Annotated in this window: 17 protein-coding genes and 1 pseudogene; 13 read left to right on the top strand and 5 right to left on the bottom strand. The window is 72.8% G+C overall.

Annotated features, from left to right (window positions below):
• Positions 1 to 227: 227 nt before the first annotated feature.
• The 4 genes from AC2RP6_RS03010 to AC2RP6_RS02995 all read left to right on the top strand — a co-directional run bounded on the left by AC2RP6_RS03010 (position 228) and on the right by AC2RP6_RS02995 (position 4,518).
• Entirely contained in the window at positions 228 to 1,517 is a 1,290-nt protein-coding gene (locus AC2RP6_RS03010; protein WP_486444662.1) for a hypothetical protein, read from the top strand.
• Between the two features lie 148 nt (positions 1,518 to 1,665).
• The gene (locus tag AC2RP6_RS03005) at positions 1,666 to 2,196 is read left to right on the top strand and encodes a hypothetical protein (RefSeq protein WP_486444661.1); all 531 of its coding nucleotides are present in this window, start codon (positions 1,666 to 1,668) and stop codon (positions 2,194 to 2,196) included.
• Between the two features lie 75 nt (positions 2,197 to 2,271).
• Complete coding sequence (locus AC2RP6_RS03000) at positions 2,272 to 3,879, top strand: serine/threonine-protein kinase (protein WP_486444660.1); 1,608 nt, start codon at positions 2,272 to 2,274, stop codon at positions 3,877 to 3,879.
• Between the two features lie 87 nt (positions 3,880 to 3,966).
• Positions 3,967 to 4,518, top strand: a complete 552-nt coding sequence (locus tag AC2RP6_RS02995) for a DUF4232 domain-containing protein (RefSeq protein WP_486444659.1) — start codon at positions 3,967 to 3,969, stop codon at positions 4,516 to 4,518.
• A 13-nt stretch (positions 4,519 to 4,531) separates the two neighbouring features.
• Here AC2RP6_RS02995 and AC2RP6_RS02990 read toward each other — a convergent pair whose 3' ends face one another.
• A complete protein-coding gene (locus AC2RP6_RS02990) occupies positions 4,532 to 4,759 on the bottom strand; it encodes a response regulator transcription factor (protein ID WP_486444658.1) in 228 nt (75 codons plus the stop codon).
• A 295-nt stretch (positions 4,760 to 5,054) separates the two neighbouring features.
• Between AC2RP6_RS02990 and AC2RP6_RS02985 the strand changes: the two genes are divergently transcribed.
• The 8 genes from AC2RP6_RS02985 to AC2RP6_RS02950 all read left to right on the top strand — a co-directional run bounded on the left by AC2RP6_RS02985 (position 5,055) and on the right by AC2RP6_RS02950 (position 10,014).
• Entirely contained in the window at positions 5,055 to 5,624 is a 570-nt protein-coding gene (locus tag AC2RP6_RS02985; protein WP_486444657.1) for an MFS transporter, read from the top strand.
• Positions 5,625 to 5,656: 32 nt separating this feature from the next.
• Positions 5,657 to 6,013 (top strand): SsgA family sporulation/cell division regulator, encoded by a 357-nt coding sequence (locus tag AC2RP6_RS02980; protein ID WP_486444656.1) that lies wholly within the window; start codon positions 5,657 to 5,659, stop codon positions 6,011 to 6,013.
• 17 nt (positions 6,014 to 6,030) lie between these two features.
• A complete protein-coding gene (locus tag AC2RP6_RS02975) occupies positions 6,031 to 6,381 on the top strand; it encodes a PRC-barrel domain containing protein (protein WP_486444655.1) in 351 nt (116 codons plus the stop codon).
• A gap of 163 nt (positions 6,382 to 6,544) precedes the next feature.
• Complete coding sequence (locus AC2RP6_RS02970; RefSeq protein ID WP_486444654.1) at positions 6,545 to 7,585, top strand: YihY/virulence factor BrkB family protein; 1,041 nt, start codon at positions 6,545 to 6,547, stop codon at positions 7,583 to 7,585.
• 37 nt (positions 7,586 to 7,622) lie between these two features.
• A complete protein-coding gene (locus AC2RP6_RS02965) occupies positions 7,623 to 8,171 on the top strand; it encodes a phosphatase PAP2 family protein (protein ID WP_486444653.1) in 549 nt (182 codons plus the stop codon).
• Positions 8,172 to 8,423: 252 nt separating this feature from the next.
• Complete coding sequence (locus tag AC2RP6_RS02960; protein ID WP_486444652.1) at positions 8,424 to 8,891, top strand: DUF3618 domain-containing protein; 468 nt, start codon at positions 8,424 to 8,426, stop codon at positions 8,889 to 8,891.
• The gene (locus AC2RP6_RS02955) at positions 8,888 to 9,154 is read left to right on the top strand and encodes a DUF4235 domain-containing protein (RefSeq protein WP_486444651.1); all 267 of its coding nucleotides are present in this window, start codon (positions 8,888 to 8,890) and stop codon (positions 9,152 to 9,154) included. Before AC2RP6_RS02960 ends, AC2RP6_RS02955 begins: the two co-directional genes overlap by 4 nt.
• Positions 9,155 to 9,807: 653 nt before the next feature.
• The gene (locus AC2RP6_RS02950; RefSeq protein WP_486444650.1) at positions 9,808 to 10,014 is read left to right on the top strand and encodes a hypothetical protein; all 207 of its coding nucleotides are present in this window, start codon (positions 9,808 to 9,810) and stop codon (positions 10,012 to 10,014) included.
• Positions 10,015 to 10,105: 91 nt separating this feature from the next.
• On the opposite strand, the gene AC2RP6_RS02945 is transcribed toward AC2RP6_RS02950, so the two are convergent.
• From AC2RP6_RS02945 to AC2RP6_RS02935, 3 genes and pseudogenes are all read right to left on the bottom strand, one after another.
• Positions 10,106 to 10,381, bottom strand: coding sequence for a hypothetical protein (locus tag AC2RP6_RS02945; RefSeq protein ID WP_486444649.1), 276 nt, complete (start codon positions 10,379 to 10,381; stop codon positions 10,106 to 10,108).
• A 219-nt stretch (positions 10,382 to 10,600) separates the two neighbouring features.
• Entirely contained in the window at positions 10,601 to 11,206 is a 606-nt protein-coding gene (locus AC2RP6_RS02940) for a dihydrofolate reductase family protein (protein WP_486444648.1), read from the bottom strand.
• A 680-nt stretch (positions 11,207 to 11,886) separates the two neighbouring features.
• A pseudogene (locus AC2RP6_RS02935) lies at positions 11,887 to 12,153 on the bottom strand (aldehyde dehydrogenase); the annotation flags it as partial.
• 241 nt (positions 12,154 to 12,394) lie between these two features.
• Here AC2RP6_RS02935 and AC2RP6_RS02930 point away from each other — a divergent pair.
• Positions 12,395 to 12,787: a hypothetical protein gene (locus AC2RP6_RS02930; RefSeq protein WP_486444647.1), complete on the top strand. Its 393-nt coding sequence runs from the start codon at positions 12,395 to 12,397 to the stop codon at positions 12,785 to 12,787.
• A 142-nt stretch (positions 12,788 to 12,929) separates the two neighbouring features.
• On the opposite strand, the gene AC2RP6_RS02925 is transcribed toward AC2RP6_RS02930, so the two are convergent.
• Entirely contained in the window at positions 12,930 to 14,075 is a 1,146-nt protein-coding gene (locus AC2RP6_RS02925) for an aromatic acid exporter family protein (RefSeq protein ID WP_486444646.1), read from the bottom strand.
• Positions 14,076 to 14,079: the final 4 nt, after the last annotated feature.

Genomic DNA, 14,079 nt, shown 5'->3' with positions numbered 1-14,079 from the left:
AAGTCTGGCTTGATCGGGCCGACGGCGAGGGAGGTGCGACGAGCCCCCCGGGGGATGCGGCCGAACTCCCTTCGCACGGACCGTGATCGCCCGTTCCCCGTACGTCTGCGCGTGGCGCCGGTGGCCCGGCGCGCGCTCCGGAGCCGCCGGGTCGGATTTCGCGTGTTGGTGTGCTGTTCTCCGGGTTTGGTGCGGATGGGGAGGGCGATGTGGATAGCGTCGGCCCCATGGGTTTCGGTGGTGTGGGCGACGGCGGCGGCCGGGGGCGGGCCTCGCGCGGGCACGTGCTGTTGGTGGCGGCGGATGCAGCGGTACGGCGCGGTGGGGTGCTGCTGTCGCCCGGCGCGAACGTCGCCGCGCTCGCGATGGTCCCGGCGGACGAGCTGCTGGGGTGCGAGGTGCCGGCGGACACGGTGTGTCTGGAGGGGGTACGCGACCCCAACACGGTGCTGGCGCGGTTGCAGGTGGCGGTGGCGGCCACGGGCCCGTTGTTCGTGTACGTCTCGGGGCGGTTGACGGCGGACCGCCGGGGCCGGCGGCTGTACGTGGCACTGGCCGGGACGACGGCCGGCAGCGTCCGGTACACGTCGCTCGCGTGGGAGTGGCTGGTGGGGGAGTTGCGTTCGCGTTCGGGCGGTGCGGGCGCGGGTGCTGGTGCAGGCGTCGGGGGGACCACGGTGGTGCTCGACCTGGTGGCGGACAGGGAGGCGTGGCCCCTCCTGGGGGAACCGGAGTCGTTGCCGGGTCTCGCGGAACTCGCGGGCGTGGAGCTCTTCGGGGTCGTGCGCGGGCCGGACGTGCCGGCAGGGGGCGGGGGCGTCAGCGGGTACACCCGGCAGTGGATCGAGCAGCTCCGGCGTGCTCCGGCCCGGCCGTCCGACGTGGAAGTACACGTGCTGGCGGCGGGCTCGGCCGGGCTGCCGCCCGGCACGCTGGTCGTCCCGTCGGCGCGGGAGCTGCAACTGCGCTCCGCGCAGCCTCCTGCCCAGGTAGCCCAGGTAGCCCAGGTAGCCCACGCAGCCCCGGACACCGGACGCCCGCGCTGCGAGTCCACGCCCGAGCCGGTCGCCGAGGACGACCCACGGGCACGCCTGCACGCGTTGGCGGTGGAGGGCCGGCACGGCGAGGCGGACGCACTGGCGAGGGCGTGGGAGCGGGACGTGGCGGCGCGGTGGGGCGGGGCGTCCCTGGAAGCGGTGCGGTGTACGGAGATCCGCGCGGACCTGGCGCGGATGGCGGGTGACTACGTACGCGCGACCCGGTTGTGGGTGCACGCGGGGCGGGCGCGGCTGGAACGGCAGGGTGCGAGTGCGGCCGAGGTGCGGGACGCGGCAGCCGGGGCCCTGTACTGCTGGACCCAGGTGAAGAACCGGGCCGGGGCGCTGGAGGCGGGACCCGACCTGGTGGATCTGCTCCGGGTGCTGCCGCTGCCCGACCCCGGCCATCTGGAGCTGGCGGAACGCCGCCTGGAGGCGCTGCGCGCCCCGGACCGCTCCGGCGCCCTTCCGGCGCCCTGAACCCCTGCTCGCCCCCGCGGGACACTCCCGCCCGGGGCGGCAGTGTCGGTGTAGCGGTCGTACCGGCCGTTCCTCCGGGCGGAGCCGGCGCGCACCGGTCCGGGGAGTGCCTGGGGCGGGGGCAGGTGTGCATTGCATACTGCTGAACATGAGGTATTCGCCGGTCGCCCGCATCCACCTGATGATCACCTTCGTGCTGGTGATGTGCGGGGTGGCCGGAGGGGCCTGTTTCGGGTGGCTGCTCGGCGGGCGGGTGACCGGAGTGCTGGCAGCCGTGGCGGCCGGTCTGGGGGCCGGGATCGGCGCGTTCCTCTCGCGCGGACACGTGGCCGACTTCCTCCGCCCGGCACCGGTGGCCACCGTGCGTCCCGCCCCGGTGCCCGGCCCCGATGTGGTGGGAGGGTACGCCGAGGGCGTCGCCGACGCGGTACTGGTGAGCGTCGCGACCTACCAGGCGGCCGCCTTCCCGCTGACCGGCTTCGGGGTCACCGAGGAGGAACGGGACGCACGCCGCGGCGTCGCCTACCGCGTGTGCGCCCACGAGGGCCTGCCGCAGTCGGTCCGGGTGTCCGCGGCCGCCGCGCTGGAGGCCGTCGACCAGGGCGTGGACGCCGGCCGTGCGCATGCCGCGATGAAGGCGCTGTCACTGGCCGTCTACGACCACCGCAGCACCCGCTGACACCCCCTAGGGTGGCCTCACCAGGCGACCCGTATCGGGCGGGACGGCAACAGGCGTTGTGGGCGGGTGGTGTTGGTGGAGGCTTTGCGGCCCGGTGATCCGCCGGAGATCGGTGGCTATCGGCTCCTCGCGCGTCTGGGCGAGGGCGGGATGGGCGAGGTGTTCCTGGCCCGCACCGCTTCCGGCCGGCCGCTCGCGCTCAAGACAGTGCACCGTGACCTGAGCCTCCAGGCGGACTTCGCCGAGCGCTTCGACCGGGAGATACGTACCAGCGACCGCGTCCGGGGGTCATGGACCGTGTCGGTGGTCGACTTCAGCCCGCCCGGCGCCGCGCCGCAGTGGCTGGCGACAGAGTACGTCGCCGCGCCGTCCCTGGCCGACTGGATCCACCGGCACGGGCCGCTGCCGCGCCCCGCCCTGTACTGCCTGGCACGGGAACTGTCCGCGGCCCTGGTCACGGTCGACACGGCCGGGGTCGTCCACCGGGACATCAAGCCCGCCAACGTGCTGCTGGGCCGAGAGCGTCCCTTCCTCATCGATTTCGGTATCGCCCGCGCCACCCGCGACGCCCGCTACACGCAGACCGGTACGGTGATCGGCACCCCCGGCTACCTCGCCCCGGAACAGGCCACGGGCGCCGACGTCTCGGCCGCCGCCGACGTGTTCTCGCTCGCGGCGGTCCTCGTGTACGCGGCCACCGGCCACGGTCCCTTCCTGGCCGAGGGGGAGGAGCTGCAGCTCCCGGCGCTCCTGTACCGGATCGTCCACGACGAGCCGCGCCTGACCGGCCTTCCGGGGGACCTTCTCCCGCTGGTGGGGGACTGCCTGGCCAAGGACCCGTCGCAGCGGCCCACCGCCCGGGAACTCCACCGGCGCCTCACCGCCCTCGCCGATGCCGCCGGACCGGGCGCGGGGGAGTGGGAGGGCGTGGTGCCGCCGGCGCTGGGCGAGGACATCGCCCGCCGCGAGAGCGAACTGTCCCGATTCCTCGCCCCGCCGCCTCCGCCGCCACCCGTACCTGCGGGTCCCCCGTACGTGCCGCCGGTTCCCACGGCGCCCACGGCTCCGGCAGCGGGCACCGGTGGGCCCGCGCCCGGCCGGGGCCGCGTCCTCGCCCTGGCGGGAGCGGCCGTCGTGGTGGCCGTACTGGCGGCGTTCCCGGTACGGCTCCTCATGGACGGTGATCGCGACGGCGACGGCGGCCGTGACGGGGCCGGCAGCAGGTCCTCCTCGCCCGCCCCGACGCCGACCGCGTCCGCCCCGGGCCAGACACCGGGACGGGCCGTCCTGCCCGCCGCCTGGGTGGGGACCTGGTCGGGCACCGGGCCCGGTACCCCGGACGCGGACGGGATCACCCGGGCCAGGACGGGCGCGTTCTCCGTGACGGTCACCCTGAACGGCGGGGCGGTGGGCGAGCTCGTCGGCCGGCAGGTCAGTGACGTCAAGGAGCTCTCCACCGGGCGCAACCTGGGCTGCACCGAGGCCCTGGAGCTGCGGCAGCTCCGCCAGGACTCCGCCGTCTTCGCGGCGGTGACCAGCCACCCCACCGACCGTTCGGCCACCTTCGAGTGCCCCCGGGGCAACCTCTACGTGCTCACCATGACGCAGCCCGACCGGCTCACCCTGGAGTCCGAAGGAGCCCAGTCGGCCGGCGCACCGGACGCCCTCAGCCGCCACGGCTGACCCGCGCCGGTCCCGGCCGGAGTGTGGGCGCGGGCGGGTGGCGTCACGCTGGAGGTGGAAGTCGTCTCTGCGGTGGAGAGGAGCGTCATGGTCCGCATAGTGAAGGGGTTCGCGGCCCGCCGCCGGGCCGGTACGGCCTGGAGCGCGACACTCGTGACAGCGGCTCTGCTGGCCACGGCCGCCCCGGCCTCCGCCGTGGCCGCCCCCGCGGCGGCGCCGGCGCCCCCGTGCCGCGGCGGTCAGCTGGCGGCGGGCGGCGCCGAGCGCGTGGGGGCGGACGCGTTCCGGATCACCGTCGTGAACGAGGGGCCCGGCCCGTGCGTGCTGCGCGGCCACCCCACCATCGCCGTGGCCGGCCAGGGCGCGCCCTCCCGCGCCACGTCGCTCACCGTGATCCGCCAGGGTCCCGCGCGCCCGGTGCAGCTGGCGGTCGGCGCCGCGGCCCAGACCCGCATCTCGTTCGTACCCGTCCTCGGCGAGGCGGACGGCTACTGTGCCTCCGGCGCCGAGCCCTTCGCGGCGCCGTCCATGGTGATCGGCGCCGCGGGTGCACGTCTGCAGCTGGCGCCCGACGACGGCGGCAACTTCGCCCTCTGCGGCACGACGGTCCGCGCCTCGGCCTTCCGCCCGGCTTCCTGACAGGTGAGCCCGCTCAGAGTCCGAGGGCGATGGCGACGCGGGTCATCTCGGCGGTGGTGTTGACGTTGAGCTTGACGCGGATGCGGCGCAGGTAGGCGTCGACGGTGTGCTTGGAGAGGCCCATGTGGCGGGCGGTCTGCAGGTAGGTGCGTCCGGCGGCGATGTGACGGAGGGCTTCCTGTTCACGGGGGGCGAGTTCGGCTGCGGGGACCGTGGCGGGGGCGGTGAGTGTGGCGGTCATGGGATTTCCTTTGCCGGGGTGGCTCGGTCATCGCTGCTCGCGTCCTCGGAAGCAGTCGGGACACCCGATCGAATGTCCCTTTTGTCCTGTCGTTAGAGCGTGGCTGCCGCACTTCACGCCCCTGTCCGCCGTCTGTCACAGCCGTGTGACAGCCCCCGCCCCTGCCGGCGGCCACCGTGATCCGGCCATGCGTGCTCGCGACCGGCGGGCGCCCAGGCCCTGCGCCGCCGGAACGTGCGCCCGCGCCCAACGCCCACCCCGCGAGGCCGCGGCTTCCCCCAGAGCGGCGGCGTCCGTGCGGACCTTCCCGGCCGCGCAAGGCGCCACCGCCATCGGCACGGAGGCGTTCGCCGGGCACGTGGTGGACCGCGTGGACCGCCGACGGCTCATGATCGTCTGCGACGTGGCGCGGGCCGCCCTGCTCGGCGCGGTCCCGCTCGTCTGGTGGCTCGCAAGGCCGCAGATCTGGCTGCTTCAGGTGCTGACCGCGTCGGTCGCCGTACTGAAGACGCTGTTCGACGTCGCCTACGTAACGGCCATCCCCAACCTGGTGCGTACGCATGACCTCACCGGCGCCAACGGGCGGCTGATGGGCACCTTCGCCCTCGGGAGCCTGCTCGGCCCCGTCGTGGCCGGCTTCCTGACGGCCGGAGTGGGCGCCGCCTGGGCACTGGCCCTGGACGGGGCCACGTTGCTGCTGACCCCGCTGCGCGGCCGCCGCGCGGACGCCGTGGCCGCCGTTGACCCGGAACCGGAGCTGTTCCTCCGCAGTGATGGGAGTGAGCGGAGCGCGAAGGGGCACCTGAGAGGCGCGCCGTGCCGCCGATCCGAGAGGCCCTCCTCATGTCCTGCGTGTCCAGCCTGATCGCTGTCCGTCTCGATACGAGTGAGGGCGCTGTGCCGCTCCTCGCACGCTTCCTGTACTCCGCGGACCATCCGTACACGGTCCAGGCGGACTTCTTCGACGGGCCGGCGGTCCTGGCCTCCTGGCAGTTCGACCGGCAGATGCTGGCCGAGGGACTGCACCGCCCGGTCGGCGAGGGCGACGTGACGTTCCGCCCCCACCTCGGGATGAGCGGTCACGAAGTCCGGATCGGGCTGCGCAATTCCGCTGAGGGCCGAGAGGAACAGGCAGTGCTCTTTGCGGACGTCGGAGCACTGGAGGGTTTCCTGGAGCGGACGTACGACATCGTGGCCGAGGGAGGGGAGTTCATCGATCTCGACAAACTCCTCGACGAGTTCTTGGCCCGCTGAAGCAGAGGAGCACCGGCATGGCGAACGACCCGTGGAGCTTCGCCCCGTCATGCGGCGAACTGGCCGGCATCGACCTGACCGGCTGGCGGGTCCAGGCCGCCGACGGGCACGTCGGCGAAGTGGACGAGCACTCCGACGAGGCCGGCGACGCCTTCCTGGTCGTGGATGCGGGCGGATGGATCTTCGGCAAGCTGCTGATTCCGGCGGGCGCGGTGCGGCGCATCGACCACGACGGGCGCACGCTCCATCTGTCCCTGAGCCGAGGGCAGATCGAGGACGCCCCGCAGTTCCTGCCCGACGAGCACCTCGCCGACCGGGAGTACCGGGAGGAGATCGTGGAGTACTACTGGAAGGCCGGGCCCTGCTGAGCGCTGTTCCGCAAGCTGGCGCAGGTCAGACCAGACGTGACAGATCTTTGCTCGGGGTGGCGCCGACCCTCCAGCGGCCAGCGGCCATGCCGGCGGGACGGCCTGAGTGACAACCGGTCGGTCAGCGGCGCATGAGACGTCCAGGAGAGGAAAGCCGCTGGTTATGACACGCATCCAGAAGGCAGAACACCGTAAAGCCCGCGAGCCCACGCCGGAGACTCCTGACAGCGTGGGACCCGATGAACAGGTCGAGGAGCGGGCCCCGGACCGGCTGTCGGAGCTGCCGAAACGGTCATGGTGGGCAGTGCTGCGCGGCACCTTGAAGGAATTCAAGGACGACGAGCTCGCCGACCGGGCCGCCGCGCTGACCTACTACGGCGTGCTGGCTCTCTTCCCCGCCCTCCTGGTGTTGGTCTCCCTGCTGGGTATCGCCGGAAAGTCGGCCACCGAGCAGGTCCTGGCCAACCTGCAGAAACTGACCCCCGGCTCCGCACGCGATGTGATCACCAATGCCGTCCAACAGCTCCAGGGCAACGCCGGGATCGGATCGCTGGTGGCGATCGTCGGTCTGGTCGTCGCGATCTGGTCCGCATCGGGCTACGTCGCCGCGTTCATCCGGACCTCCAACGCCGTGTACGACATGCCCGAAGGGCGCCCGGTGTGGAAGGTCCTGCCGCTGCGCCTGGCGCTGACGGTCACGCTGATGGTCCTGGCCGTCCTCAGCGCCCTCATCGTGGTCTTCACCGGTGGTCTGGCGCGGCAGGCGGGTGCCGCCCTCGGCGTCGGCGGCACGGCGATGACGGTGTGGTCGATCGCGAAGTGGCCGGTCCTCGTTCTGCTCGTCACGATCATGATCGCGATCCTGTACTGGGCGGCACCCAACGCCAAGGGCCGCGGTTTCAAGTGGGTCACCCCCGGCAGCTTCCTGGCGCTGCTGATCTGGCTGATCGCCTCGGCCGGCTTCGCCTTCTACGTGGCGAACTTCGGCTCCTACAACAAGACGTACGGCACTCTCGCCGGCGTGATCGTCTTCCTGATCTGGCTCTGGATCACCAACCTGGCCATCCTGCTCGGCCTGGAGTTCGACGCCGAGATGATCCGCCAGCGCGCCATCGCCGGGGGCCATCCCGAGGACGAGGAGCCGTACGTCGAACCCCGCGACACCCGGGCGTGGAGTGACGAGGACCGCCGCCGCCTGGGGTGAACCCGGCGCGCGGTGACGTAGGCGAGGAGGTGAGTGGGTGGACGTCCTGACCGCGCTGCACAGCCGTGACCACCGCCTCGCCCGGCGGATGGCCGCATCGGACTCCGCCTGGGCCCGGAAACTCCTCCCACCGGTCGAGGACGCCGCCGAGCACACCAAGCTGTGGTGGGCGGCCGCAGTGCTCATGACCGCCGGAGGAGGGCGACGCGGCCGCAGGGCGGCCGCCGCCGGGGTCATGGCCATGGCGGTTGCCGAACTACTGGCCAATGGCGTGGTGAAACCGCTCGCCGAGCGACGCCGACCGCCCGAGGAGTGGGTTCCTCACCACGATGTCCACGACCGCCCCGACAGCTCCTCCTTCCCCTCCGGCCACACCGCAGCCGCCGTGGCGTTCACGGCGGCCGTCGCGCCCAGGTGGCCGTGGGTGGGCGCCGCGTGCGGCGTACCGGCGGTGATGGTGGCGATCGAGCGGGTCCACAGCGGTGCCCACTACCCCACCGATGTCGCAGGCGGCGCAGCGATCGGCCTGGCCGCCGCCGCGCTGGTCCGGGCTGCGCCCCGGCTCCTCCTCCACTGCCTGCGATGAACTCGCGCGCGGGCGGGTGACCGGCTGCTCGGGGGGTATGCGCGCCGATGCGAGAGCGGGAAGCAAGAACGAGAAGCCAGAAGAAGCAAGAAGAAGCAAGAACAAGAAGAAGAGCCATGAAGGCCGTTCCCGACTGCCGCCGTTGCCGCCCACGCGGAAGCCGACAGCCAGGACGGCCCACCCATCCGCACCGGAGCGGGCCATCGACAGGGACACGGCCCGCGCGGTCGAGAGCCAGGAGGCAGCATCCCGATGAACACCCCTCAGGGCGACCATCAGCCCTCGCCCACACCCGAGGAAATGCGCAAGCAGGTCGAGCACACGCGTGAGGAACTCGGCCGGACCGTCGAGGCATTGGCGGACAAGGCCGACGTGAAGGCCCAGGCGAAGGAGACGGCGGCGAAGATCCAGGAACAGGCCGCGGAGAAGGCCTCCCAGGTCACCGACCAGCTCCGGGAGAAGGCGGCCCAGGCCACCCAGGCGGTGAAGGACCACACGCCCGACCCGATCCTCGACACCGCGGCGCACACCGCGGCCCAAGCACGCGACGCCGCGGCCCGGGCCGGACAGCTCGCCGCCGAGAAGGCTCCGGATGCGGTGCGCGAGAAGGCCGACCAAGCCGTCACGGTGGCACGCGCCAACCGCGTTCCGCTGATCGCCGCGGCCGCCGGGTTCGTCGTCCTGCTGCTCGTGCGCCGCAGCCGGAGGCGGCGCCGATGAAAGCGTCCAAGATCGCCTACAAGCCCGTCGGGCTGGTACTCGGCGCCACCAGCGGCATGATCGCCGGCGCGGCCTTCAAACAGGCCTGGAAGCTGATCAGTCACGACGGCGACGCGCCCGACGCCACCGACGAGCAGCGCACGTGGCGCGAAATCCTGATCGCAGCAGCCCTGCAAGGAGCGATCTTCGCCGTCGTCAAGGCGTCCGTCGACCGCGCAGGAGCCGTCACCACCCGGCGCATCACCGGCACCTGGCCCGGTTGAGCCTTTCCCCGGGCCGGCGCCGACCCACACTCTCGGGTCGGCGCCGCCCGCCCCCTCTCCCGGTCTGGTCCGTGAGAGGGCCCCGCCCCAAGGAGGAAAGCGTGGCCGCACGCCTTCGGCACCCCGCCATGGCCGCCGCTGCCGCCGTCACCATCGCTGCGTTCCTCACCACCCGCCGACGGGCCGCCCGCGCGGCCCGCGGCGAACCCGACACCGACAGGGCCGGAGCACCTTGGCCACGGACCGACCGCGTGGCCGAGCTGCACGCCGCCTACCGGGAACCGGCGCGAGTCACCCGGTTCCCCTACGAGGGCTCGCCCGGCCCACTCCCGGCCGAGCCCCGGCCGGGTCCCGCCCCATCGTCCGCGGCCCCAGGGGCCAGCGCCGGGGCCGGGAACGCGGAGCCGGGCCTCGGCGCCTGACCGCCACACGCCGACGGCGAAGACGGCAGCGGCCTCAGCAGCGGGGCACGACCGAGCCCGCCGCACGGCGCCCCCTCGAAGGCCTGGCCGGTCCGCGGTCCGTACGTTGTCGAGGCACACCCCGAACGCGCCGTGGACCGGCCCACCACAAGGCCGCCCGGGGCGGGCGCCCGCGATGAGCCGGGCGGCGCGCGATGCCGCCTCAATGTCCCGACCGCCTACCCGAACGCGATGACCTGCGCGTACCCGGGCCGCACCGAGGGCCGTGTCCATGGCTTCCGTAACGCGACATCCGAGGTGCGCGAGCTGCGACGTCTCGCGAACCGCTGGGACAGCGTGATCGTCCACACCCTCGGCGAGAGCGGCCCCATGAGGCCCCCGAGGCAGGCCTCGCGTTGCGGGGCCGATCCGCACGACGGGCGCCTGGACGGCACGTAGCCGGGGCATTTCAGGCTCAAGATGACGAGGGCAGCCTCCACCTCATGCGCCGATGCACGAAACTCGCCGGCCCCGCTCCGCTGTCGACCTGCTACACGTGCCGGATGACGTCGTAGAAGGTGTGGGAGGTGGGTGCCGGGTGCTGGGACTCGTTCCACCCGATCGCCGCAGCCCGCTGCTCAATGGCCTCGCGCGCCGCTCGTGCCGCTGTCTCGTCCTCGAAGAAGGCGATCGACAGCCCGTTGCCGCTCGCAGGATCGACGAGATGGTAGGCGCCGAGCACTCCGGGCACCGAGGCCGTGGCCTGCAGCACCCAGTCCCGATCATCGAGCGGCATCGGTTCCCACACCGCCACCCTCGCGATCATCGCCGTTCCCTTCCGCAGGCCTGTACGGCTTCCCCAACCTAGCGGCAGACCCTGTCCGTCACGTGCGTTCCCGCGCGCGTCAGCGTCGCGCCCGGGACGCGTTCACCTTCACGGCCCAGGAGACGCGAAGGCCCGGTGCAGAGCAGGGCGCCGACGGAATTCCTGCTTCGCCCGCCGGCTCTGGCCTGGTGGCCGTCGGGCCCGGCGGGCGGGCGACGGTCACGCGGGGGCGCCGAGCGGCGGGTGTTCGAGCACGCGGGGCTTGTATTCGACCAGCTGGATGCGGCCGTCGAAAGTACGGTGCTCGATCATGTCGAGGGCAACGTCCGGGTAGCCGTCGTAGATCCGTTCCTGGCCCGTGGCACCGGTGATCACCGGGAACATCACGACCCGGAAGCGGTCGACGAGTCCGGCACGCAGCAGGGCCCGGCACAGGCTGAGGCTGCCGATCGTGCTCAGAAGCCCCGAGCCGCTGGCTTTCATGGCGCGGACCGCCTCGACGGCGTCCCCGCGGACGAGCCTGGAATTGCCCCACGTCAGCGGCTCCTCAAGGGTGGAGGAGAACACGACCTTGGACGCCTGCGTCAGCTCGTCGACGGAGGCCTCCTCCTCGGGCCTGAACTCGTCCTGGCCCCCCGGGATCTCGCCTGCGGCGAAGCCCGACATCAGGCGGTAGGTGTTCGCTCCCATCAGGTAGGTGACCTCGGGCTGCTCGCCCAGCCATGCGAGGTACTCCGGGCCCTCCAGGCCCCAGAACCCGGGCCAGCCCTCTCCCGATGCGTAGCCGTCCAGGGAAGTGATGAAGTCGACGAGAAGCTCCGACATGGCGGTGTCCTTTCGGTGGTGTCACCAGCGTCACCAGCTTGGACCGGTCGAGAGCCACAAACTCATCGGCCGCGCTGTGCGGCGACGAGAAAACCCGTGACGCCCCGGGGACACGCCGCGCCGGTCGTCGCGGGGGTGGGGGCCAGACCGGTCCGAGTGCGACGGCGTTGGCGCGGATGCCGCGTTCGGTGAGCATCTGGGCGAGGGTCTGGGTCGTCGGCGCCTCCCCGGGCGAAGGTCAGGCAGACGGCGCGGCCGATCCCGGAGTCGCCACTGGTGACCAGCGCCTTGCGGCCGCCCAGCCGGCCATGCCCCTGGTAGGTGTCCGGCCTCGCCGTGGTCGGGGCGAGGCCGGGCGTGCATCGTCACAGCGTCGACGAGCGGTGCGTCCTGCCGGATGCGCGTGCGCGGGTGCGTGGGCTGGATCCTGTACGTGGGGCGTCGACGTAGGTGTGAAGGCGGGCGTCGCGCGTGGGCACGGGATGTGGGCCGGGCGCCTCGGATCCGGCTCGCGCTACGTCCGGCTGTCGCTGGCCGTCCAGCCCGCGGGCTGCTCGAAGTTGCTCCCGGCGCAAAGAGGAGCGCCGCTCGGCCTTTCCCCCTGCGATGAGATCGCGCAGAGCGCGGTCGTACCGCTTGACCGGAGCCTGGCCGGCCCTCACCTGGGTCCTCGGAGAGGACACCCCGACGACGCCGGGACTTGCCAGTGGAGCGGACGGCATCGATGAGGCCGTTCATGGCGAGCCGACGCATGCGCAGCCGTCGTCGGCGCCGAGCCCCAGCGGCCTCCTTGACGACTTCTCCCGGCCCCTGCTCGGCGGTGTTGATGAGAATGGCGCCTGTTCGGCCAGCCGCAGCCGGTCGCTCTGGTCGGCGACCCACACCCGGCCGGCACCCCTGAGCGATGCCGAGTAGCCGGCCATCAGGCCCACTGGCCCGGCTCCGCGGAGCAGGTCGCCCCCTGATGGCTCGCGCCTGCCCGTGCGGACCGTACGGAAACGTCGCTCTCCGTCCGAAGGCTGAGCGCACGCCTCGGCACGCGGCCGAGGGCCGGTCGACGCCTGTGTCCTGCGGGTTCCCTGGGCGTGGCTGCCCGAGGCGGTGCCCCCGTGGCGGCGAGGGTGCATGAGGAGGCCCGGAGTGGACAGCCGCCGGGTAGGGCGTACGCCCGGAAGGCAGGCGAGTGTCATGACCAAGGAACCGCAGTCCCACCCGAAGCACGGTGAAGGCGCCGGCCGGCACAAGGGGTCCGCACAGCACGGCTGGTCTCCCGACGTCGATGCGACTCCTACGCAGGACAACCCGAGCGCGCGCCGCTCGTTCCACCCGGACGAGCACGCTCCGCAGAAGGGTTCCGGGCGCCGGATTGCTACGGAAGAGGCCGGAAACCCGCACGGGGAGCCCGTCAAGACCTCCGACCGCCGCCGCGGCGAACGGCAGTCCAAGGCCGGGGGAGGCGACGAGGGCATGCACGACACCGGCCCCAAGGGGCGCAGCCGACGGCCCAGCGGGACCAGGGACGCGACCGCCGTCACCGGAGTCGACGCCAAGGACCCTGCACACGGCGGCAATGCGCACTGATGCTGCGAGCCGTGCCAACCGCACCTCCACGAGGCGCTCGAGCCCTCGACTCGGACCTTCGGGATCAGGCGTCTCGGGCGTCTCGGCCGTCCCAGGACCTTCATGACGCATGTGGCCCGTCGACGCGCGGGTCGTCGCGCCGTCACCGGCGCTGATCGAGGAACCGGCCGCTGTACTGCAGTTCCTCGATCAGCCGCCCGGCATCCGTCAGCAAAGTGCCCTGCAGGGCGGCCGTTTCCGCCCTGCCGTCATCGGTGCCCCATGCCTGACGGGCGTTGTCGAGTTCCTGGACGGCCTGGGCGAGGGTCTGGCCCAGCAGCTGCGGGTCGGTGCGCTCCAGCCCGCCGATCTGGTGGACCGCCGCCGACACTGCGCGCAGCAGCTCGGCGTAGGCCGAGCGGAACGCCGCGGGCAGAACGACGAGTTCCCTGCTGGAAACGGCGTAGTCAAGACTGCGGCCGGCGGAGCGGAGATGATCCAGGCAGCGCTGGCAGACGTCCAGCGCCTCGCGGGCCCGCACGAGGGCGTCCGCGGACCCGGCAATGGTGGGCCGCGGGTTGAGGCGGCTGTTCTCCACCTCCGCGTCCACAGCCTGCCGGACCCGGTCCGCGTCGACGGACAGCTCCCGCCACTCGCCGCGCAGCCGGTGGATGCGCTCACCGTCAGGGGTCTCGCTCTCGAAGGCGTCGACGAGTTCACCCATACGGTCCTGCACGCGGCGGAAGAGCTCGGCGACCGCTTCCTGGCGGTGCAGGGTGTGCCGGGCGGGGGCCAGCACCACGTGCGCCAGCATCCCGCAGGTCGCGCCGAGGGCGACGGACGCGACGAGATGGCCGATGTAGTCGATCCGGCCCAGCCCGGAGGAGTAGGCGAAGAAGCCGATGATGGCGACCTGTGCGCCCTGCGCGCCCAGCGGCCGGAACCGGCCCACGGCGAGCGCGACGAGCGTCAGCAGGGCGAAGGGCCAGCCGTGGATCCCGGCAAGGGCCGCGAGAGATGCGGCGAGCGCTGCTCCCACGGCCATCGCGGCCAGGTACTGAGCGCAGTCCCGCAACGAGCGGTACACCGTCGCCTGGAGCGCCACCAGAGCGGTGAAGGGGGCGAAGGTGGAAACCGTCGGCGGAAGCAAATGGCGGGCCAGCACCCAGGCGACGGTCGCCGCCACCACGCTCTTGACGACGAGAACCAGGTCGTCGCGCTCACTGCCCGGGGACCGGACCCCACGCCGGACGAATCCGACGGCATCCCGTCCCGCTGCCCGGGCGGACGTACGCAAGCGGTTCCACATCGGC

Source organism: Streptomyces sp. WAC03905, assembly GCF_057371075.1.
The sequence above is the reverse complement of the archived record's forward strand: the minus strand, read 5'-3'. Positions and strand labels throughout refer to the sequence as shown.

Coding starts and splice junctions, on each gene's coding strand:
- AC2RP6_RS03010 (WP_486444662.1), top strand. CDS start 228: ATGGGTTTCGGTGGTGTGGGCGACGGCGGCGGCCGGGGGCGGGCCTCG.
- AC2RP6_RS03005 (WP_486444661.1), top strand. CDS start 1,666: ATGAGGTATTCGCCGGTCGCCCGCATCCACCTGATGATCACCTTCGTG.
- AC2RP6_RS02995 (WP_486444659.1), top strand. CDS start 3,967: ATGGTCCGCATAGTGAAGGGGTTCGCGGCCCGCCGCCGGGCCGGTACG.
- AC2RP6_RS02990 (WP_486444658.1), bottom strand. CDS start 4,759: ATGACCGCCACACTCACCGCCCCCGCCACGGTCCCCGCAGCCGAACTC.
- AC2RP6_RS02975 (WP_486444655.1), top strand. CDS start 6,031: ATGGCGAACGACCCGTGGAGCTTCGCCCCGTCATGCGGCGAACTGGCC.
- AC2RP6_RS02970 (WP_486444654.1), top strand. CDS start 6,545: ATGACACGCATCCAGAAGGCAGAACACCGTAAAGCCCGCGAGCCCACG.
- AC2RP6_RS02960 (WP_486444652.1), top strand. CDS start 8,424: ATGAACACCCCTCAGGGCGACCATCAGCCCTCGCCCACACCCGAGGAA.
- AC2RP6_RS02955 (WP_486444651.1), top strand. CDS start 8,888: ATGAAAGCGTCCAAGATCGCCTACAAGCCCGTCGGGCTGGTACTCGGC.
- AC2RP6_RS02950 (WP_486444650.1), top strand. CDS start 9,808: ATGACCTGCGCGTACCCGGGCCGCACCGAGGGCCGTGTCCATGGCTTC.
- AC2RP6_RS02945 (WP_486444649.1), bottom strand. CDS start 10,381: ATGATCGCGAGGGTGGCGGTGTGGGAACCGATGCCGCTCGATGATCGG.
- AC2RP6_RS02940 (WP_486444648.1), bottom strand. CDS start 11,206: ATGTCGGAGCTTCTCGTCGACTTCATCACTTCCCTGGACGGCTACGCA.
- AC2RP6_RS02930 (WP_486444647.1), top strand. CDS start 12,395: ATGACCAAGGAACCGCAGTCCCACCCGAAGCACGGTGAAGGCGCCGGC.
- AC2RP6_RS02925 (WP_486444646.1), bottom strand. CDS start 14,075: ATGTGGAACCGCTTGCGTACGTCCGCCCGGGCAGCGGGACGGGATGCC.